This window comes from Paraburkholderia nodosa DSM 21604 (assembly GCF_000519185.1).
GTDB lineage: Bacteria > Pseudomonadota > Gammaproteobacteria > Burkholderiales > Burkholderiaceae > Paraburkholderia > Paraburkholderia nodosa.
The window spans coordinates 253,503-273,232 of record NZ_JAFA01000002.1 but is presented as its reverse complement, the minus strand read 5'-3'; the positions used below and the strand labels follow the sequence as shown (position 1 = coordinate 273,232).

The 19,730-nt window shown below is 65.6% G+C and carries 20 protein-coding genes; 7 read left to right on the top strand and 13 right to left on the bottom strand.

Annotated features, from left to right (window positions below; all coding sequences use genetic code 11):
• Position 1: 1 nt before the first annotated feature.
• On the bottom strand, positions 2–1,009 hold the full coding sequence (locus A3CW_RS0103790; RefSeq protein ID WP_028202377.1) for an NAD-dependent epimerase/dehydratase family protein: 1,008 nt from the start codon (positions 1,007–1,009) through the stop codon (positions 2–4).
• 129 nt (positions 1,010–1,138) lie between these two features.
• Here A3CW_RS0103790 and A3CW_RS0103785 point away from each other — a divergent pair, with 129 nt between their 5' ends.
• The gene (locus A3CW_RS0103785; RefSeq protein WP_028202376.1) at positions 1,139–2,041 is read left to right on the top strand and encodes a LysR family transcriptional regulator; all 903 of its coding nucleotides are present in this window, start codon (positions 1,139–1,141) and stop codon (positions 2,039–2,041) included.
• Between the two features lie 8 nt (positions 2,042–2,049).
• On the opposite strand, the gene A3CW_RS0103780 is transcribed toward A3CW_RS0103785, so the two are convergent.
• Positions 2,050–2,973 (bottom strand): LysR family transcriptional regulator, encoded by a 924-nt coding sequence (locus tag A3CW_RS0103780; protein ID WP_028202375.1) that lies wholly within the window; start codon positions 2,971–2,973, stop codon positions 2,050–2,052.
• Positions 2,974–3,095: 122 nt separating this feature from the next.
• Between A3CW_RS0103780 and A3CW_RS0103775 the strand changes: the two genes are divergently transcribed.
• Both A3CW_RS0103775 and A3CW_RS0103770 read left to right on the top strand, forming a co-directional pair.
• The gene (locus A3CW_RS0103775; protein WP_028202374.1) at positions 3,096–3,866 is read left to right on the top strand and encodes a transporter substrate-binding domain-containing protein; all 771 of its coding nucleotides are present in this window, start codon (positions 3,096–3,098) and stop codon (positions 3,864–3,866) included.
• 35 nt (positions 3,867–3,901) lie between these two features.
• Positions 3,902–5,020, top strand: a complete 1,119-nt coding sequence (locus A3CW_RS0103770; RefSeq protein ID WP_028202373.1) for a succinylglutamate desuccinylase/aspartoacylase family protein — start codon at positions 3,902–3,904, stop codon at positions 5,018–5,020.
• 15 nt (positions 5,021–5,035) lie between these two features.
• Here A3CW_RS0103770 and A3CW_RS0103765 read toward each other — a convergent pair whose 3' ends face one another.
• From A3CW_RS0103765 to A3CW_RS0103740, 6 genes are all read right to left on the bottom strand, one after another.
• Positions 5,036–6,277 (bottom strand): sensor histidine kinase, encoded by a 1,242-nt coding sequence (locus A3CW_RS0103765; protein ID WP_154677848.1) that lies wholly within the window; start codon positions 6,275–6,277, stop codon positions 5,036–5,038.
• Positions 6,278–6,601: 324 nt separating this feature from the next.
• A complete protein-coding gene (locus A3CW_RS0103760; RefSeq protein ID WP_028202371.1) occupies positions 6,602–7,936 on the bottom strand; it encodes an epoxide hydrolase family protein in 1,335 nt (444 codons plus the stop codon).
• A gap of 145 nt (positions 7,937–8,081) precedes the next feature.
• A complete protein-coding gene (locus A3CW_RS0103755; protein WP_028202370.1) occupies positions 8,082–8,549 on the bottom strand; it encodes a MarR family winged helix-turn-helix transcriptional regulator in 468 nt (155 codons plus the stop codon).
• A 139-nt stretch (positions 8,550–8,688) separates the two neighbouring features.
• Positions 8,689–8,958: a hypothetical protein gene (locus A3CW_RS0103750; RefSeq protein ID WP_028202369.1), complete on the bottom strand. Its 270-nt coding sequence runs from the start codon at positions 8,956–8,958 to the stop codon at positions 8,689–8,691.
• Positions 8,959–9,020: 62 nt separating this feature from the next.
• Positions 9,021–9,467, bottom strand: coding sequence for an Ohr family peroxiredoxin (locus A3CW_RS0103745; protein WP_028202368.1), 447 nt, complete (start codon positions 9,465–9,467; stop codon positions 9,021–9,023).
• A gap of 266 nt (positions 9,468–9,733) precedes the next feature.
• Positions 9,734–10,207 carry an OsmC family protein gene (locus A3CW_RS0103740; RefSeq protein ID WP_028202367.1) on the bottom strand — a complete coding sequence of 158 codons (474 nt, stop codon included), beginning with the start codon at positions 10,205–10,207 and terminating at the stop codon, positions 9,734–9,736.
• A gap of 118 nt (positions 10,208–10,325) precedes the next feature.
• Between A3CW_RS0103740 and A3CW_RS0103735 the strand changes: the two genes are divergently transcribed.
• Both A3CW_RS0103735 and A3CW_RS45130 read left to right on the top strand, forming a co-directional pair.
• Positions 10,326–10,979 (top strand): GntR family transcriptional regulator, encoded by a 654-nt coding sequence (locus tag A3CW_RS0103735; protein WP_028202366.1) that lies wholly within the window; start codon positions 10,326–10,328, stop codon positions 10,977–10,979.
• 111 nt (positions 10,980–11,090) lie between these two features.
• Complete coding sequence (locus tag A3CW_RS45130) at positions 11,091–11,729, top strand: GNAT family N-acetyltransferase (protein WP_051481206.1); 639 nt, start codon at positions 11,091–11,093, stop codon at positions 11,727–11,729.
• Between the two features lie 13 nt (positions 11,730–11,742).
• Here A3CW_RS45130 and A3CW_RS0103725 read toward each other — a convergent pair whose 3' ends face one another.
• The 4 genes from A3CW_RS0103725 to A3CW_RS52205 all read right to left on the bottom strand — a co-directional run bounded on the left by A3CW_RS0103725 (position 11,743) and on the right by A3CW_RS52205 (position 16,317).
• Entirely contained in the window at positions 11,743–13,317 is a 1,575-nt protein-coding gene (locus A3CW_RS0103725) for an EAL domain-containing protein (protein ID WP_028202365.1), read from the bottom strand.
• A 204-nt stretch (positions 13,318–13,521) separates the two neighbouring features.
• A complete protein-coding gene (locus A3CW_RS45125; RefSeq protein ID WP_161782930.1) occupies positions 13,522–15,261 on the bottom strand; it encodes a diguanylate cyclase in 1,740 nt (579 codons plus the stop codon).
• 197 nt (positions 15,262–15,458) lie between these two features.
• The gene (locus A3CW_RS0103710) at positions 15,459–16,100 is read right to left on the bottom strand and encodes an HD domain-containing protein (RefSeq protein ID WP_028202364.1); all 642 of its coding nucleotides are present in this window, start codon (positions 16,098–16,100) and stop codon (positions 15,459–15,461) included.
• A gap of 58 nt (positions 16,101–16,158) precedes the next feature.
• Positions 16,159–16,317 (bottom strand): hypothetical protein, encoded by a 159-nt coding sequence (locus A3CW_RS52205; RefSeq protein ID WP_154677847.1) that lies wholly within the window; start codon positions 16,315–16,317, stop codon positions 16,159–16,161.
• Positions 16,318–16,435: 118 nt separating this feature from the next.
• Here A3CW_RS52205 and A3CW_RS0103700 point away from each other — a divergent pair, with 118 nt between their 5' ends.
• Positions 16,436–17,923, top strand: a complete 1,488-nt coding sequence (locus A3CW_RS0103700) for a sensor histidine kinase (RefSeq protein ID WP_028202363.1) — start codon at positions 16,436–16,438, stop codon at positions 17,921–17,923.
• 24 nt (positions 17,924–17,947) lie between these two features.
• Here the strand turns inward: A3CW_RS0103700 and A3CW_RS0103695 are convergent, their stop codons facing one another.
• Positions 17,948–18,445 (bottom strand): acyl-CoA thioesterase, encoded by a 498-nt coding sequence (locus A3CW_RS0103695; RefSeq protein ID WP_028202362.1) that lies wholly within the window; start codon positions 18,443–18,445, stop codon positions 17,948–17,950.
• 296 nt (positions 18,446–18,741) lie between these two features.
• Here A3CW_RS0103695 and A3CW_RS0103690 point away from each other — a divergent pair, with 296 nt between their 5' ends.
• Positions 18,742–19,725, top strand: a complete 984-nt coding sequence (locus tag A3CW_RS0103690; protein ID WP_028202361.1) for a response regulator — start codon at positions 18,742–18,744, stop codon at positions 19,723–19,725.
• Positions 19,726–19,730: the final 5 nt, after the last annotated feature.

Here is a 19,730-nt window from a genome sequence, read left to right as displayed (position 1 = left end):
TTCAAGCCGCCTTCGGCGCCCGCTCTTCGGCGCCGAGGCAGTTCAGGCCCATGAGCGTCGCCTCGACGGCTTCGTCGAGCGGCGTATGCGGCTCGCGCCCGAGTTCGCGGACGAGGCGGGCGTTGTCGAGCTGCAACGGCTCGCTCCACAAATAGCGCATCTCCATCAGTTCGCGCAGCGTCGTCACGAAGGGCGAGATGGCGCGCATGAAGGCCCAGGCGAAGGGCTTGCTTTGCGGCTTCAGTCCGTGGCGCCGGGCGACGCGGCAGATCGCCTCGACGAACTGCGAGCCATCGGCATCCCAGTGGCCGGCCATGTGGAACACCGCGAACGCGGGCAGCGTGTCGCGCCGCTCGATCAGCGCGAGCATCGTGCGCGCGACGTCGGGCACGTACGACCACGCGTGGCCCACGCCGCGCGTACCTGGCTGGCGCACGACCTGCACCGGCTCGTCACGCTTCACGATTCCTTGCGCAAACCAGCTATTGCCCACGTGCGGCCCGAAAAAGTCGCCCGCGCGCACGACGATCGAGCGCACGCCATGCTCGCTCGCGGCCTGCATGCGCCGCTCCAGTTCCACGCGAATCGCGCCCTTGCGCGTGAGCGGCTGCTGGGGCGAATCTTCACGCAGCACCGGGAAGGTGTCGGGCCCGAAATTGTAGACGGTGCCCGGCAGCACGACGGTCGCGCCCACGACGGCCGCGGCGGCGAGCGTGTTGTCGATCATCGGCAGCACGACCTGCGCCCAGAGCCGGTAGCCGGGCGGGTTCACGGCGTGCACGATCACCGCGCAACCCTGCGCGGCGCGTACCACTGCTTCGCGCGAGAGCACGTCGCCGTCGAGCCATTCGATGGCGCCGGCCGCCGCCGTGCCTGGCGCACCGCCGCGCCGCAACGCGCGGACTTGCCAGCCGGCGTCGAGCAACTGGCGCGCGACTTCGCTGCCGATTCCGCCGCTTGCGCCAAGCACGAGGGCGCGGTTCTGTCGATTGATGGGGCTGGCGTTCATGCGGGTTCTCCTTACGGGTGAGCTGTGATTGGGAGCATTCTGCGCCGCTTGCAGCCAATAAAAAATTGGCGAAAATCGACCTGAGGCTATACATTTATGCATAGCCTGCGATCTGTATGGGGAGCACGAATGGCCGAAAAGGAACCGAACTGGGAGTGGTACCGGAGCTTTCTGCAGGTCCTGGAGAGCGGCTCGCTCTCGGCGGCCGCCCGCGCGCTGGGCATCACGCAGCCGACCGTTGGCCGCCATATCGAAAGTCTGGAAGCGGCGCTGGGACTCACGCTGTTTACGCGCTCGTCCGACGGGTTCTCGCCAACCGAGGCGGCGAACGAGTTGCGGCCCTACGCCGTCGGCCTTGCGATGACCACGGCAGCCTTGCGCCGCGCGGCGAGCAGTCACGGATCGGGCGTGCGCGGGACCGTGCGGCTGACGGCGAGCGAAGTCATCGGCGTCGAGGTCCTGCCGCCGATACTGGCTGGCCTGCGCCACGACTATCCGGAACTGACGATCGAACTCGTGCTGTCAAACAGGGCGGGCGACCTGCTCCGTCGTGAAGCGGACATAGCGATACGCATGTTCCGGCCAGTGCAGGAGGCGCTGGTCGCCAAACGTGTTGGCGCGATCGAAGTCGGCTTGCATGCCCACGAACGATATCTGGCGCTTCATGGTGTGCCGAAGTCGATGAAAGAGTTGTCGCGCCATTCGATCATCGGCTTCGATCACGAAAACGCGTTCATTCGTTCGGTTCAGCCCAGGTTCGCCGTCTACAGCCGCAATAATTTTGCATTTCGCGCCGACAGCGACCTTGCCCAGCTGGGCGCGATACGCGCTGGATTCGGCATCGGCGGATGCCAGTCGCCGTTGGCGGCAAGAGACCCGAAGCTGGTTCGCGTCCTGCGGGAAGAGTTCTCGCTGAGTCTGGATACGTGGGTGGCCATGCATGAGGATTTGCGCACGAGCGCACGCTGCGCCGTGACCTTTGCGGCGCTGGCGTCGGGGCTGGCTGCTTATATCCAGGGACAAGGCGCGTAAATACCGCATCAACGCGGCGCACGGCCTGCCCGCGCATACGAAGCCAGCATCGTCGCGAGTTCCTGAGCGGCAGGCGTGAGGGGCACGGCCGCGCGCTGCAGCAAACAGACCTGCTGCGCCGCGGGCCGCTCGGCGATCCTGATGCGCGCGAGCCGCTCGGCAAACGGGCCGCGCGTGGCGACCACCGACGACTCCAGCGCGAGGCAATCCGTCTCGCTGACCCAATGCAGCGTTTCGAAGAGCCCCTCCACCGTCGCAACGATACGCGGCGCCGGCAGGCCGTGGTCGGTGAAGAACGTCGTGAGCCGGCTCGACGCGAAGGCATCCGCAATATTGGGCGAGCGCGTCGCGAGCCAGTCGCAGTGCGTGAGCGAGCGCAGCGTGCGCGCCCCCGCCTTCGGATGGTCGCGGCGGCAGACGACTACCGGGTCCGACGGGTAGAGTTCCGTCACCGAGAGATCGGTCGTATCGGTCTGGTCCGAAACGAGTGCGAGCGCGAAATCGAGCGTGCCTTCGCGTATCCACGAAATCATCATGCGCGACGTTCCCGTGCGCAGACGCAGCGCCACGCGCGGAAACCGCTTGCTGTACTGCCCGAGCACGGGCACGAGCGCGTCCATCAGCGGGTCGGTCGTCAGGCCGAACGCCACTTCGCCCGCGTAGTCGCCGCGCAGTTGCTGCGCCTCTTCGCTCGCGCGCTCGCATTCGCCGAGAATCGATGCCGCGCGCACCAAGAGGCGCTGCCCGAGCACCGTGAGCGTCACGCCGCGATTCGTGCGCGTGAGCAGCGCGCCGCCCAGTTCGGCTTCGAGATTCTGCAACTGCTGTGTCACGCCGCTCTGCGCCACGCCGAGCGCGCGCGAGGCCGCCCGCACACTGCCGCGCTGGGCGACGGCGACGAAAACGCGCAACTGGGAAAGCGTGAGACTCATGGACGATGCCTGGCTGCGATCGGTATTACTGATCATGATAGACGAATTCGAGCTTTTCCCGAACGCAGCGTCGTCCTACCATCGGTCGGGCAGGAGACTCCCCCGTTCACTGATCGCTCATCATGAAAATAATCCCGTCGATCCTGCTTTCCCTCGCGCTGGCCCTGAGCAGCAGTGCCTTCGCGCGCGAGGGCGACACCGTGCGCCTCGGCATCGATCCGACCTATCCGCCCATGGACGCCAAAGCGCCCGACGGCTCGCTCAAAGGCTTCGACGTCGATCTCGGCAACGAGATCTGCCGCCGTATTCACGCGCGTTGCCAGTGGGTCGAGCTGGAGTTTTCGGGCATGATCCCGGCGCTCCAGGCGCGCAAGATCGACGCGATCATGTCGTCGATGGCGATCACCGCGAAGCGCGAGCAGCAAATTCTCTTCACGTCGAAGCTGTTCCAGTTCAAGTCGCGACTCGTCGCGCGCAAGGGCACCTCGTTCGGCGGAACCGCGCAGTCGCTGGCCGGCAAGTCGGTCGGCGTGCAGGCGGGCACGCAGTTCGAGACGTATGCGCTCGCGAACTGGGCGCCGGCGGGCGTGCACGTCGTCACCTACAAGAGCCAGGATGAAGTGTTCGCCGATCTCGTCAACGGGCGGCTCGACGCCGCGCTGCTGGGCTACGTCGAAGCCGACTACGGCTTCCTGCGTACGCCGCAGGGCAACGACTTCGCGTTTGCCGGTGGCCCGCTATCGATGGGCGACCGCGGCACCGGCATCGGCATGCGCAAGGACGAGACCGCGCTGCAGGCGCAGATGAACGACGCGATAGCCGCCATGCTGAAGGACGGCACCTACGCGCAGATCGCGCATCGCTATTTCGACTTCGATCCGTACGGAAACTGAGTCGCTGCACACATTTTTGAAACCGCATTGAATTCATGAACCAGCAATCGATTCCGCTCCTGAGCGCCACGCCGGGCACGCACCGCGAACTGACCAGCTTCCATTTCGGCCCCGCCGACGCGCCCCAGAAGGTTTATATCCAGGCGTCGCTGCACGCCGACGAGACGCCCGCCATGCTGGCGGCCGTGTTGTTGCGCGCGCAACTGGCTGAGCTCGAGGCGCAAGGCGCGCTCGCCGCGCAGGTGGTGCTCGTGCCGCTCGCCAACCCCGTGGGCCTTAACCAGCACGTGCTAGGCCAGTTCGTCGGCCGGTTCGATCTCGCGAGCGGCAGGAACTTCAACCGCCATTTCCACGCGTTTCCCAGGCTGCTCGCGCGCGCGAAGGAGACGCTCGGCGCGGACGTCGACCGCAATCGCGAGCTGATCCGGCAACTGATGCGCGAAGCGCTCGACGCACAGGCGCCGCTCACAGAATTCGATTCGCTCCAGCTGGCGCTGTTGAGGCTCTCGCACGACGCCGATCTGATCATCGACCTGCATTGCTCGCTCGAGGCGGTCATGCACGTGTACACGAGCGAGGCCGGCTGGCCCGATGTCGAGCCGCTTGCGCGCTACCTCGGCTCGCGCGCGCAACTGCTCGCCACCGACTCGGGCGCGCAGGCGTTCGACGAGGCGCATAGCCTGCTGTGGTGGCAACTGCGGCAACAGATGCCGGCCACGCAGCCCGTGCCTGCCGGACCCACCGCGGTGACGATCGAGTGCCGCGGCCAACGCGACGTGTCGTGGGAAACCGCGCAGCAGGACGCCAACGCGCTGGTCGATTATCTGCGCTGGCGCGGCGCGCTCGCCGGCGGCGACGTGAAGCCGCTGCCGGAGCTGCTGATGCCGGCCACGCCGCTCGCCGGCAGCGCGCAATTCTATGCGCAGCGCAGCGGCATCCTCGTGCACCGCGCGAAAATCGGCGACTGGATTCGCGAGAACGACCCGCTGTTCGATATCGTCGATCCGATGACGGGCGAAACGACGACGGTGAAGAGCACCGCGGAAGGCGTTTTCTATATGCGCAGGGCGATTCGCTTCGTCACGGCCGGCGCGCCGCTCGGCCGCGTGACGGGCACCCGGCCGATACGCAGCGGCGTGCTGCTGGGGGCTTGAGGAGAGGGTGTCGCGTCAGACGTGCCGCGCTTTGTCCATCGGCACGATTACGCGCACCCAGAGGCCGCCCTCGGGATGATTGCCGATCTTGAGCTTCGCGTTGCACAGGCGCGCGAGGCGCCGGACGATCGACAGGCCCATGCCCCAATGCGTATCGAGTCCAAGGCTCGCCGCGCGCGAAGCAAGTAACTGCGACGCCGGCGCGCCACCCTCGGGCAGACTCGCGGCGACGCCTTCGCCGTGGTCCCGCACGCTCAAGGTCCACGAGCGCGGCCCGCGCGCCGTGCAGATTTCGATGGGCGGCTTGCCGTGCGCCTGTGCGTTGCCCACGAGATTGTCGACGAGCCGCACGAGCGCGGAGCGCGGCAGCGCGAACGCCTCGCCGGCGTCCAGCCGAAGCACGATGCTCGCGTCCGCGTTCGCGCCGTAGACGAAGCGGTCCCTCAGATACGCGTCCACGTTCACGGGCGCATGATTCGCGCCGCCGTGGCCGGCCGTGTCGACGAACTGGCGCGCGAGGTCCTGAAAGAGATCGATGTCCTCGACGAGCGCCACACGCAAATTCCAGCGCGTGACGTTCATCGCATAGGCGCGCAAGCGCGCAACCCGAGATTCGGTCTGCCGCAGGAAAGCGGCGAAGGTGGCCGACTGGTCTTCGACCGCGCCGCTGCGGCGGCACAGCAGATCTCCGATCGCGCGGGCGAGGCCGTGCAGCTTGCGCGGGCAGTCCACGAGCGCGAGCGTGGGCGCCGGGCCGGTGCCGCTCGTCGCGACGCGCAGCGTGGCGATCATGGCGAGCAGGTCATGGCGCACCGTTCGCAGCCACCAGGCGCGCAGCGCGAACAGCAGCCCGCCGAGCGCCAGCATGAGCGCCGCGAACCGCGCATCGAACCAGCGGACGGCCCGCTTCAGGCGCGTGACGCCAGACGAACAGGCTTCGCGCAGATAGGAGGCGTTCGAGGCCGTCCCCACATGCGGCGCCCAGATGGCATCGCGCAGATGAGGCGTTACCTCGGCGCGGAGATTGACGATGTCCGGTTTGATCGACACCAGCGGGGCGATCCCACGGACGCTCGCACCTTGCGCGGCCAGTTCCAGCACCAGTTCGGCGTCCTGCTGCTGGGCGGCCTGCGTCGCGGAAGCCGGTTCGAATGCCGTGTCGCCGAAGTTGAGCGGCGAATCCGCATCGAGATATCGAAAACCGACTTGCACCAGCATCAACGACGCCATCCACAGCAGGAATATCCGGGCAAACAAGACAATCACCTTTCTTTTTTTGACATCGAAGTTTGGCTTGCGCCTGCGGGCGCATGGTTGAAATAGCCGCAAATCGGGCTATGACCGGCATTGTCCGCGAAGTGCGCGCATTTCTATTCGTGGAAAAGCGCTGGAATATGCGCCGTTTTTCCCTTTTGAGGGATGCTGGCGGCACTCGCAGTGCAGTATTTGGGAGGGGGTGCGTCGGTTGTGTCAGTCTCGTCGCACGGCGCTCGGGGCTTTTTGCCGCTGGCGGTGGCGTGAGCCTTCGGAGTCCTTGATAAAATCGCCGGACACCCGAATGCTCACGCGTGCGGCATTTCGTCAGGCCGGCTGACGCAGCGTCCTGAAGGTCGCGCGAACTTCATCCGTGAACGCGGCAGGCTGCTCCCATGCTGCGAAATGGCCGCCTTTCGGAAGGCGATTGTAGTGAACCAGCCTGGGGTAGGCACGTTCCGTCCAGCTCTTCGGCGCCGCGTAGATTTCGTCCGGGAAGACACTCACGCCGACCGGCAGCTCCACATGCTTGGGCTCGAAAAAGTTGAGCTTGTTTTCCCAATACAGGCGCGCAGAGGAGACCGCCGTCTTCGTCAGCCAATAGAGCGTGACGTTGTCGAGCACGTCATCTTTCGTCAGGCCTTCGGGCTGGCCTGCGAACACGCGCGCGATCATCGCCTGACCGCTCGCGTCGTGGTCGAGCATCCATGCAGCGAGGCCGACCGGCGAATCCTGGATTGCGTAGAGCGTCTGCGGACGGTTCGCCATTTCGAGCGCGTAGCCCAAACCGTGCTTGTAAAAGTAATCGAGCTGGTTGTACGCGTGCTGCTCTTCCGGCGACAGTCCGGCAGGCGGTGGCGTGCCGTCCTTGAGCGACTTGGCGACAGCGTCGGGCACGGTCGCGGGCATGTTGGTGTGAATGCCCACGAGTCCTGCCGGCTTGAGCAGCGCGAGCTGTTCCGTCACGGCATTGCCCCAGTCGCCCCCTTGCGCGGCGTAGCGCCGGTAGCCGAGCCGGTCCATCAGCACGGCCCAGGCGCGTGCGACGCGCTGGGGGTCCCAACCGGTCTTCGTCGGCTTGCCCGAGAAACCGTAGCCCGGAAGCGAGGGAATGACGACGTGGAATGCGTCGGATGCGCTCCCGCCATGCGCGGTCGGGTTGGTCAGCGGTTCGATGATCTTCAGCTGCTCGATGATCGAGCCGGGCCAGCCGTGCGTGACGATGATCGGCAGCGCGTTCTCGTGCTTCGAGCGCACATGGATGAAGTGAATATCCAGCCCGTCGATTTCCGTGACGTATTGCGGCAGCGAATTCAGCCTCGCCTCCACCTTGCGCCAGTCGTAGTCGTTGGCCCAGTAGTTGGCGAGCCGTTGCATGGTCGCGAGCTGCACGCCTTGCGAGGCGTCGTCGACCGTTTCGCGCTCGGGCCATTGGGTCGCGACGATGCGGCGTCGCAGATCGGTCAGCGCCGCTTCCGGCACATGCACGCGAAGCGGACGAATCGAAGTCGGATCGCCGTCGGCAATCTGGGTGATTCCGCTTGCCGACGGCTTCGATTCTGCGAAGGCGAGCCGGCTCATTGCGGCGCCTGCAAGCGTGACAGCAGCGGCGCCGATGAAGCGCCGGCGCGAAAGCGGTGTGGGATGAAGATCGTTTGACATATCAATTCCTGATGGTGACGTCGGACCGTGGCGAGCAGGACGCATTGGACGTGCGTATGCCTTTCCTCAACCACGATATCTGTCGTAGTCCTGACTATTGATGATCGAAGCCGGTCCGCAAAAACCGTGGGCGCGGCTGCGACGGCTATTCGGTGTCGAGTGAGCGAATCAGATTGGCGCGCAGGTTCACGATCGCCCTTTGCAGTTTCATGAATTCGTCGTGGCCCAGCCCGGTCGCGTCGGTGAGATCCGCGATTTTCAGGCTCTTTTCCCGCAGTTTCCGGCCGCTGGCGGTCAGGCTCACACGCACCTGGCGTTCATCCTCAGGATCGCGCCGCCGTTGCACATACCCCATCGCTTCGAGCTTTTTCAGCATGGGCGTCAGCGTGTTGGATTCGAGAAACAGCTTCTCGCCCAGGCCGCTCACCGTCTGGTTGTCCTGCTCCCAGAGCGCGATGATCGCGATGTACTGCGGATAGGTCAGCCCGAGTTCGTCCAGGATCGGCTTGTACGCCTTGCCGAACGCCAGATTGGTCGAGTAGACCGCGAAGCAAAGATAGTCTGCGAGCGGCGCGGGCGTGGCGCCCTGCGCCGGGTGGTCCGTCGATTTCATGGTCATCCTCTTCAGGCAAAGGCCTCAATGGCTCGCAAACTTGAATAAATCGCTTGCGATTATATCGTAGGCCGACACCGGTTCCGCCGTACATCGCCATCGCGATGCCCGGCGAAACAGCCACGACGTGGTGGCGCAATCAATGGTGGGCGAAGAGGCTGTTTCGCTCCATCGAGACGCGGCTGCCCGCGTCCGAGGTGGCATCGGCCATGCCGCCGTAAGCCGTCGCCGTGTTGCCGCTGGCGGTGCGCTCGGCCGCGAGCGTTTGCACGCTCTGGCCACGTTGCGATGCCGGTGCGCCGACTTCGGGCCGATAGGACGGGGCCGGGCCGTAGCCGCTGGCGAATGCGGGGGCGGCTGCGCTGACAGAAAGGGCGATGAGGAGCTTGGCGATGAATTGGGTCTTCATGATCGGATCTCGCTAGGTGAATTGCAGTGAAATTGGGTGAAAGAGGCGATTGCGTTTGCCGGTTATGCGGTGACGACGGTGAGGCTCACGTCGATGTTGCCGTGCACGGCCTTCGAGTACGGGCAGATCTGATGGGCGCTGCGCGCGATGGCTTCGGCTACCTTTTGCTCGACGCCCGGCAGCGCGACCGTGAAGTGCGCGCCCAGGAACCAGGCGGCGCCGGTCTGGCCGATATCGACCTGAATGTCGACCGAAGCGTCCGCCGGCAGGGCGACCTTCTTCAGCGAGGCCGCGATGGCGAGCGCGGAGATGTAGCAGGCGGACCATGCGCCGGCGAACAGCTGCTCGGCGCGCGGGTGCGGTTCGGTCGCGACGATGTCGAGGGTTTCGCCGCTTGAAGACGACAGTTCGAGGTCGAACACGCCGAATTCGCCGCGTTGGGCCGCGGGGTCGTGATTGATGGTGGTGTGGGTGTTGCCCGAGAACAGCACTTTGTCGATCGTTGCCATGTTGCGCTCCTTGATGGATTTCAGGTTTGGGTCATATGCGTCGCATAAGATCGAATCGCATGCGATGCATAATGGACGAGAAATTCCGGCATGTCAAGCGTATAAGATTAAATCGTATGCGAGCTATATGGGGTGGCTTCGGAAGGGCGATCGGTCGCGATGTGTTAGCTATCGATAAGCGTGGAAATTCGTGATCGAGACCTGTTTGCCGGCACTCCCGGGAGTGCCGGCACGGCCGGCGGAGCGGCCTCGGGCGTTCGCGGGCGTTACGCAGCCAGTTCGATGGTCGGCTCGCAAACGATGGGAAAGTTCACCGAATTGGCGATATAGCACTGCTCGTGTGCCGCGTGATGCAGCCGCTCGGCGAGGCTGCGGTTGTCGCTCGCGCGGATCGTCACGCGCGGGCGCAGCACGATCTTCGTGAAGGCGCCGCGCTGCGGCGTATCGGCCATCGTGCCTTCGGCCTCGTCTTCATAGGCGAGCACCGCGATGCCCGCCTCGGCGCACAGGTGCAGATACCAGAGCTTGTGGCACGCCGCAGCCGAGGCCACGAGCAGATCCTCGGGATTCCAGCGTGAGGCGTCGCCGCGAAAGGCCGGATCCGAGGAGCCCGGAATGTCCGGCTTGCCGTTCGCGCGGATCACGTGATCGCGGTCGTAGTCGCGATAACCCGAGGTGCCGCTGCCGCGATTGCCCGTCCATTGCACCGAAACGCGGTAGGTGTGTTCGCCATGCGCCATGCTGACTCTCCGTCCAAACGAAAAGGGGTACGCCATTATGAGCGCATTCGGCATTTTGGTATACCATTATGCCGAATTGGCCAAAATGAGAACCGGGCGCGAACCGGGTATGACACGCATGGAAACAAAATTCGACTCCACGGCGGACGCGGTTGCGTCCGGGTTGCGCGACCTGATCGTCAGCGGCGAACTGGGCAGCGGCGAGCGCCTCGTCGAGCGCGATCTCGCGGAGCGTTTCGAGGTGAGCCGCATTCCGCTGCGCGAAGCGATCCAGCGGCTCGCGCGCGAGGGGCTGGTCGAGATTTTCCGCAATCGCGGGGCGGTCGTGCGCATGCTCACGGTGCAAGACGTGGAGGAAATCTACGGCCTGCGCGCGCTGCTCGAAGGCGACGCGATCTTTCACGGCGTCAAGCGCATCGACGACGAAACCCTCGCTCGCGCGGAACTCGTTCACCGGCTGCTGGGCGAGGTGCTCACCACGCAGAAGCAGGGCGAACTCAACCGCGAGTTTCACGAACTGCTCTACGGCGCGTGCGGCAACGCCCGGCAACTGGTGGCGATCCGCGAGCTGCGCGCGCAGGTGGAGCGCTACGAGCGGCTGCAGAATACGCTGCTTGCCGATACGCCCTCGTTTCAGCACGAACACGAGGCCATCCTGCAAGCCTGCCTCGCGCGCAACGCCCGCAGCGCGCGCGCCTTGACCGTGGCGCATATCGACTCGGCGCGGCGCATCGTGCTCGCCGTGGTGGAGCGCATGGCAGCGCAAGGCTAGCGCGCATACGTCCCTGCATACACAACATTCGCGGCGGTTTTTACGACATTTTTTCTTGTGACCCCTACGGGCCAACCCTAGACTGGAGGCATCGAAACGACTGGAGACGCCATGTCGATCTCGCGTGCAACCCAGCGCCCGGATGAGCAGATCACCTCCGTGCAGCCCGGCCTCGGCCGGCTCGTGCTGAGGCGCTTCGATCCGCGCCACGACTCATGGGAAGCGCTCACGCGTTTGCTGCATCGCGCGTTTTCGCGGCTCGCGTCGCTCGGATTGCACTGCTCATGTGCCGATCAGGCAGCGGGCCTCACGCGTGAACGCGCGCTGGCCAGAGACTGCTTCGTCGCCGTCTGCAATGGCAGGATCATCGGTACGCTCACGGTGGAAGGTCACGACAGCGATTCGCAGTGCGAACATTATCGCCAGCGCAGCGTGGCTTCGGTCCACCAGTTCGGCATCGAGCCCAAATGGCAAAGCCGCGGTATCGGCCGTGCGCTGCTCGCTTTCGCGGGACGTTGGGCGGCCGCGCGCGGCTACACGCAGCTAGCGCTCGACACGCCGTTTCCCGCTGCCCACCTCATCGCGTTCTATCGCGCACAAGGCTTTAGTCTCGTCGATGTCGTGCGCTTTGCCGGTCGTGGCTACGACAGCGCCGTGCTCAGCCGGGCAGCCGGGGCGCGGTGCGGCGTGGCATTCCCGCACTTGCCTGGCGGGCTGCCGCACGCCGCGTCGCCGAGTCCGCTCGCCTGATCGCGCGCCGCGCTCACGCGCGGCTAGTGCTCGCCGCCTCACGCTCCAGGTAGCGCAGGAATTCGTCGGCGGGCATGGCCTTCGCATAGAGCCAGCCCTGCCCGAACTGCACGCCGCGCTCGCGCAGATACTGCGCCTGCGCCTCGGTTTCCACGCCCTCGGCGACCATCAGCAGATCGAGGCTGCGCGCCATTTCGATGATGTGCGGCACGATCTTGTTCATTGCCTCGCCGCTCGCCAGCGAGCGGATGAACGCGCGGTCGATCTTGATGCCGTCCACGGGCAAGTCTTGCAGATACGAGAGACTCGAATATCCCGTGCCGAAATCGTCGATGAAGATGCGGTGGCCGGCCGCGCGAAACGCTTCGAGGACGGGCGCGGAGCTGGCGGTGTCGATGAGCGTGCGCTCGATCGCTTCGAACCAGATTTGTTCGGGGCGCACGGCATATTTCGCGAGGCTGGCCTTGAGGGTTTCGAGCACGCGTGTGCCGGCGAGATCCTTGCCGGCAAGGTTGAGCGAGACATGCAGATCGCGGCGCCGCGCGAGCACGGCGCCCACGCCCTCGAACACGGATCGTATGACCTGATCGGTGATGGGCTCGATGAGACCGAGCGATTCCGCCATCGGAATGAACGTGTCCGGCGCGACGACGCTGCCGTCTTCGAGCTTCCAGCGCACGAGCGCTTCCGCGCCGACGCAGCGCCCGCTTTCCAGCGAGACGAGCGGCTGGAGCCACGCCACGAACTGGCGCCGCCGAATGCCCTGCAGTATCGCGTTGCGGGGCGTGCGCAGCTTGCGGCGCCAGCGCAGGACGAGCCACGTGCCGATCGCGCTCAGGACGAGCGCGGGCGGGATCATGGTCCTGAGTTGCGCGGGCAGGTTGCGGCGCATGCGTTCCTCGGGCTCATACGCGACCACCGCGATGGGATAACGGTGCGAGCGCTCGACGACGTAATAGCGTCCCTCGAAATACGGGCTGCTGTTGGTGCGGCCCAGCGCTGCGCGTACGAGGGCATCGTCGGCGTTCGTCCAGCTTGAAATCACGGCGCCGTCCTGCGTTTCGAGCACGGTCAGCTCGATGGTGTCGTCGAGCGGCACGATGTCGAGGTAGAAGCGCGGGTCGATCACCACGACGTGGTTGCCCAGGCGCACGTTGAGCATCTGCTGCTCGTTGCCGCGCTTGCCGACTTCGGTATGCCAGGCGGTGAAGCCGCCTGCATAGGCCCATTCGGGCGGCGGCAATGCGATGTCGACAGCGCCGCGCAGCGAACTGCAGCGCAGCCGCATGTCATGGGTCGTGGCGACTTCACGAATGTATCGATACTGTTCCTCGACATGCCGCAAGCGTTGCATGTGGTCGCTCGTGCACGGCGTGTCGGCGTATGACATGAGCTCGCGCAGGGCGGACTCCGCTTCGGAGGTCACCAGTTCGGCGCGCAGCAGCGCGCGATGCGAAAAGACGTCCACGTTCTGGCGCTGCTGGCGTTCGAACACGGCGTCCGACGCGTACACCGCTGCCGTGAGCGTTGCCAGGACGGCGAACGCCACGACACAAAACGTCGTCAGGGCGGTGAGTCGGCTGCTCATGGTGTACGGTCGGGCTCCGGCGTCGCGAACGAAGGCGGCGTGCAGCCTTCGTCGATCGCCGCTGCCGATGGTAGCGTCTTTCCGCTGGCGGCGACGCGCTGCTGTCCGGCGCGCGAGCCCAATCGCAGTGGCTGCGGGCGCTCCCGCTCATGCGTGACGCATGAAAGCGGCCGGCGGAGTCGTCAAGCAAATGTCAGGTGCACGTCAGGCACGCGCGGGATCGATCGATCGGGAATCCTCTGCAACGACGCGATTGCGGCCGCCTGTCTTCGCGGCGTAGAGCCGCCGGTCGGCAACCTGCATGAGCGCTTCGTAGCGGGCGGGGCAATCGGCGGGACTGGCCGCCACGCCGATCGAGACCGTGAACGCAATCGCATCCGCATCCTGGTTGGCGGCGTCGCCCGGCGCACTGGCGGCATGCGCGGCGTTCGTCGCATGCGCTTCGACCGCCTGGCGGATGCGCTCGGCCACGCCCGCGGCCGTCGCGAGATCGGCGCCGGGCAGCAGCGCCGCGAACTCCTCGCCGCCCACGCGCGCGGGCATTTCAGCGCTGCGCAGGTTGTTGCGCAGGATGCCCGCGAAGATCACCAGCACGCGGTCGCCCGCCGCGTGGCCGAAGCGGTCGTTCACGCGCTTGAAGTAGTCGATATCGAGCATCAGCATCGCCATGGCGGGCGTCGCCGCCGCATCACCGCCTTCGCGGGCGGCGCGCCCCAGCGTCTCGTCGAACACTTCCTGGAAGCGCCGGCGGTTCGCGAGGCCGGTGAGCGGGTCGCTGCGCGCGAGCGTTTCGAGCCGCGTACTCGCTTCGACGTACTGGCCGAATATGTGCTTGACGACGCGCAGCGTGCCGACGAGCAGAACGGCGATCGCCAGCCACGCGACGATCAGCGGGCTGCTGAACACTCGGCGCGCCGCCGCGAGCGTGAGCTCCGAGTCGTCCGTATTCGCGAGCAGGATCCAGTGCGACTCCCCCACGTGCTGAAAGAGCAGATACCGGCCCGAGCGTACGGCGTACCCTTGGCCTCGCTTCATCCATGCCGCCGCAGACGCGCGCGCCATGTCGAGCAGAGACGGATCGAACCGCGTGGGACGCTGCGCGGTGATCTTGCCATCGACGAAATAGACAAGGTCGCCGTTACTGTTCAGGAGGCCGAACTCGGCAGGCTCGTCGTTGTCGGTCAAGTTCGCGGAGGCAAGCTGGAGCGCGAGCAGGCGCGAGGGCGCGACGTCCATCACCACGGCGCCGCGGAACTGTCCGTTGGCGTAGACGGGTGCGCTGAGCGTGGAGATGGCCTCGCTTCTTTTCGATTCCGTATAGATCGGAGTCCAGACGATATCGCGTGCCGGATTCTGGCCGGTGACATGCAGGCGGTAGTAGGGCATGGTGCTGAAGCGCCGCAACAGGTCGGGCGCGTGCGCGTCCGGGCGTTCCGGCGAGAGCACGTACAGGCCGTTGGCCGAGATGTACGCGACCGTGCTTTGCACCGCGTCGGCGTGCTGGCTGATCGCGAGGAGCGGGCTGATCGCGCGCGCGAGCACGATGTCGGCGGCCAGCGTGGCGGCGTCGCGGTGAAAGCCCTCGATTCCCGCGAGCCCTTGCGCATTGGTGCCGAAAACGAGCGGCCCATCCATCGCGCCGGGAGCCGTCCATTGCAGCTTGTCGCTGTCGCGCAGCGCGGCCTGCGCCTTCGGATTCTGCAAGCCGGTGCGCTGCTGGCTCGGCGAGGCGAGCACGTGTTGCGCGTAGTCGCGCAGGAACAGCAGGCGCCGGCGCTCCGCGGAAATCAGCGCGTCCACGCCCACGGCGCGCACCTCCAGGTCGCGCTGGCGGCTATGGAGTTCGTTGCGCGTCATCTGGTAGAGCTGGCGCAGGCCCACGCCGCTCACCAGCGCCATGGCCGCAAGAAAGCACACCGTCACGACGAGGTGCGGGCGTTTCATGACCATGCTGGAGAAGCCGTGCGGCCGCGTGCGGCCTGGCGTGTGCTGCATGAAGCCCCCGGACAGCGAATGGGCGCGCGCATCGCGTTGCGGCGTGGCCCGGCGGCGCGTTTCCGGGCAGCGCGATGAGCATAGCATTGCCTGTCAGAACCGCGCCGAACCCTGCCTCAGGCGTCCCGGATCGCTCCCGGTGTCACTCAACCGCGCCAGGCCGAATGGCGGATCACGCTGCAGAAGTTGCCGGCATGGAAGTGCGGGTCCTTGTCTGCGAGCACGTCGGCCTTGACGTTGCCGAACGTGGTGGCGGGCTTGTGCTTGATGCCGTCATAGAAGGTCTGGATGATGTCCTCCTTGAAGTGCTCGCTGCGCGGGTGTGCGTGCACCACGGCCTCGCGCTCGGTGTCGCTGAAGCGGTCGTACGCAATGCCGAGCACGTCCATTTCGACGCCCGCCGTCAAGAGCGCGATCACCGGATGCATGTGCTGCGGGATGCCCGGCGTCGTATGCAGCGCGATGGCGGTCCACACGAGGTCGATGTCCTGCTGCGAGATGCCGTGGCCGCGCAGGAAATCGCGCGCGACATTCGCGCCATCCACTTCGAAGCGCTCGTGCTCGCTGCTGTGCGCGTGCGTGAGGCCCATGTCATGAAACATTGCGCCTGCATAGAGCAGTTCGCGATCGAACTTCATGCCGAGCCGGCGGCCGGCCAGCGCGCCGAAATAATAGACGCGGCTCGAATGATGGAACAGCAGCGGCGATTCGGTGTCGCGCACGAGTTCGGTGATTTCGCGGGCGAATTTGCTGTCGGGGATGGCGACATCGGCGAGGGTCGGGGTCATGAGGGTGCTCCGTCGGGGTGGGTGATGAGCTCTATTCTGGGCGGCGCCAGGGTTGTCCTCAATCGACGGATGCCGTGGTTTTCTGCCAATTCGACCGAAATTGGGCCAGCGGCGATTCGCGGCGCATGGCGGCGTCGCCGAAACCGGCAAAATTTCGCCGCGACAAGGGATTAGCGGCGATAATCGGCAAAATCGATTCGATCGGCGCGCATTTCATGCGCCCTGCATCTGGCGGCGAGATCCGGCCCGCGAATCGCACATTGGGCGCACGGGGACGCTGCTGGGAACGCGCCGCGCCAACCAGGTCGGTAGAACAAGAACCCACGCGACAGACTATGTATTCGATCCTGCCAGCGTTCGTGTCCGCATTATTTCTCGGATTCGGCGTCTACGTGCTCCTGACTGAGGGCTTCACGCGCCTCTCGGTGCCGTTCGCCCTGATGTGCGCGACCACGTTCTTCTGGCAGGGCACCTGGGCCTTTCTGTTCCAGACGTCCGACCCCGAACTGTCCGCCGTGCTCGTCAAGGCCGGCTACTTATTCATCCTCTTTCTGCCCACCACGTTCTATCACTTCGTGACCGAAGTGAGCGCCCGGCGCGGCGAACGCCCGCTCCTCATCGCCTCGTATCTGCTCAGCGTGCTGCTCGCGGCGCTGCTGTTGTTGAGCGATACCGTCGTGGACGGCTACGGCACGTTCTTCTTCGGCAAGTATCCGAAGGCGGGCATGCTGCATCCCGTGCATGTGGCGCAGACCGTGCTGCTCGCATGCCGCAGCGCCTGGCTGCTGTACGTCGCGCGCGGCCAGACGCAGGCGCACGACCGCCGCAAGCTGCTCGACCTGTGCTTCGTGAGCCTCGGCCTGTATGCGCTCGCCGCCACCGATTACGCCGTGAATTACGGGCTCGCGTTCTATCCCGTGGGCGCGGTGTTCATCGCGGTAAGCCTTGGCATTCTGGCGGTCACGATCGTGCGCTACGGCCTCATGCGCCCGTACCTCATCGCGGCCACGGTGGCGCACGAGGTCGCTACGCCGCTCGCGGCCATCGGCATGCATGCCGAGGAAATCGGCAACGTGCTGCCCGAACTCATGCGCGGCTACCAGCTGGCCGTGCAGCACCAGTTGTGCGTGGACGGACTCTACCCCGGTCAGTCGGAGCGCCTTTCCTCGCTCGCCACCTCGATACGCCGTCAGGTGGACAGCACGAGCACCGTGGTCGAAATGTCGCTGGCTTCGTTCACGCTCGACCGGCTCGACCGCCGCAGCTTCGAGACCTACCCGGTGCGCTCCTGCGTGAATGCCGCGCTCGAGCGTTTTCCATTCCGCACCGGCGAGCGCGACATGGTGGAGGTGGCCCCCATGGACGCGCAACTGAGTTTCTCGGGCTCGGATTCGCTCGTCGTGTTCGTGCTTTTCAATCTGCTCAAGAACGCGCTCTTCGCGATTCACGCGGAAATGGCCGAAAGGAGCGACAAGGTGAGCGATTACGTGGGCCGCGTGGAGATCGGCGCAACGAGCGAAGCGGGCTTTTGCGTGCTGCGCTTTACCGACAACGGCTGCGGCATTCCCGCCGATATCCTGCCGCGCGTATTCGATCCGTTTTATTCGACCAAGGCGCATGGGCGGGGCGCCGGCATGGGCCTCACGTTTTGCCGCCGCGTGGCCGAGGCGCTGGGCGGCACGATCGCCTGCGAGTCGGAGCCGCACGTGCACACCACCTTCACGATCCGCCTGCCCGAGCCCGGCACGAGTGCCGACCGCGCGCTGCACGACGCGCCGGCGAAACCCCGCCGTTTTCCGGCGGGGCAGGATTTCGCGGGCTAGTTCATGTAGCCGGGTTCAAGACGCTTAGTTCGAACCCGAAGGCAGGACCAGCTCGTATTCCTTCACGCGCTCGATGATGCCGGGCGGAAAGCGGCGAATGCGCTTGTCGGTGCCGGCGAAGAGAATCTGCTGATAGCCGAGCGAAACGGGCCGTCCGTCCACGCAAAAGCGGAACACGAGATACGCGGAGCACTGACGCACCTGGAAGGTGTTGAGGTAGCAATCCACGCGCTGGAACGGAAAGGTTTCCTGCACATATTCCTGGTGCGCGCGCTTGGTGACGAACACGCCGCCCGAGGCGAGCAGATTGTTGTGAATGCACTCGTGAAACCAGCGTTCGCGGCAAACGCCCTGCCATTCGAAATAGCGGGCGAAATACGTGTTCATGAATGCGTTCGAGTCCTTCAGGTAAATGTCGATGACGTGATGGAACGTTTTGGTCGGCGTAGCTTCCATGATTTCGTCGGAGAATCCGGCGGTGCCACGGGACAGGACGGCGGGAATGGATTCGCGTGCGTACATCAGAGTGACTCCAGATAGGGACTGCAGGCGGCAGCCGCGCGTGCCCCCGTAGAAATGGAGGCATGCACCATTCTCTTCGCGTTCCTCTTCACCCAATACCGTGCCCCCCACATACGCAAACCGGTTCACCCACGCTGGGTGCGATAACGTTTGCGCGGGTTTCATTGACCGCGCACCTGCGGCTTCGGGTTGCTGTGTCCAGGCGACACGCCGCATAATCGACATGTTTTCCTCGCGGTGCCGCTCCAGGTGACGGGCGCGCCGCATGAGGCGCAGCGCGCTTACCGAGATCCAGCATGAGTTCCATCGTCAGACAGCCGGTTTACCATCCCGTCTCCGTCGTTTTTCTCGACGACAGCCCCGACTTCCTCTACGCGCTGCGCGGCCTGTTTCCGGGGGCGGGCACGGACCGCTACTTCACGAGCGCGAGAGAGGCGCTGGCCTTCGTCGCTTCGCACGAGGCGCGGCAGAGTGCGCGCAATCCCGCTGCGGGCGCGGCATGGTCGGAGTTCGAGAAGCGCGGCGGCAACGCACTGGGCGAGGACGTGATGACCGATGCGGCGCGCTTTGGTGATATCGCCGCGCTCGTCGTGGACTACGAAATGCCGGAGATGACCGGCGTCGACTTCCTGGCCGCCGCGAAGGACGTGGCGTGCACGCGCATCCTGCTTACGGCCACGGCCGACGAATCACACGCGGTGGAGGCGTTCAACGCGGGGCTGATCGACTTCTACGTGAAGAAGTCCGATCCCGCCATGACCCGCAAGCTGCGCGGCGCGATCGACGACGCCAAGCGCAAGTTCTGCGCGCGGCGCGGCCATATCGGCGTGCATGGCGTGGGCGCGATCTACGCGAACCGGCGCATCGCCGACGTCCTGCACGAAGTCGCGCAGCGCGAGCGCATCGTCGAATACTACTGGCGCCCCGAGCAGAATGCCGTGCTGACGTTCGACGCCGAAGGCAACGCCGGCGTGTTTCTCGCGTGGGACAGTCACGACTGGGCGGCGCAATGCGATGTCGTGACCGATGAAGGCGGCCCCGAAGCGTTGCGCGAGGAAATGGCGGCGCGCCGCGTCATGCCGGTTTACTGGCCGAACGAGGCGTATCGGCCCGGTATGTCGCGCGTGGAGTTCGCCACGCCGCAGCCGGTGCCGGGACTCGACGATACCTATACGAGCTGGACTCGTATCGGCGATCCGGGACTTGCGCCCGGGTTGATCACGTTTGCCGCGTGGCGGGCGGAGCAAGGCGCGCCCGCTGAGGGCGGGCGCCTTGCGTGATGACT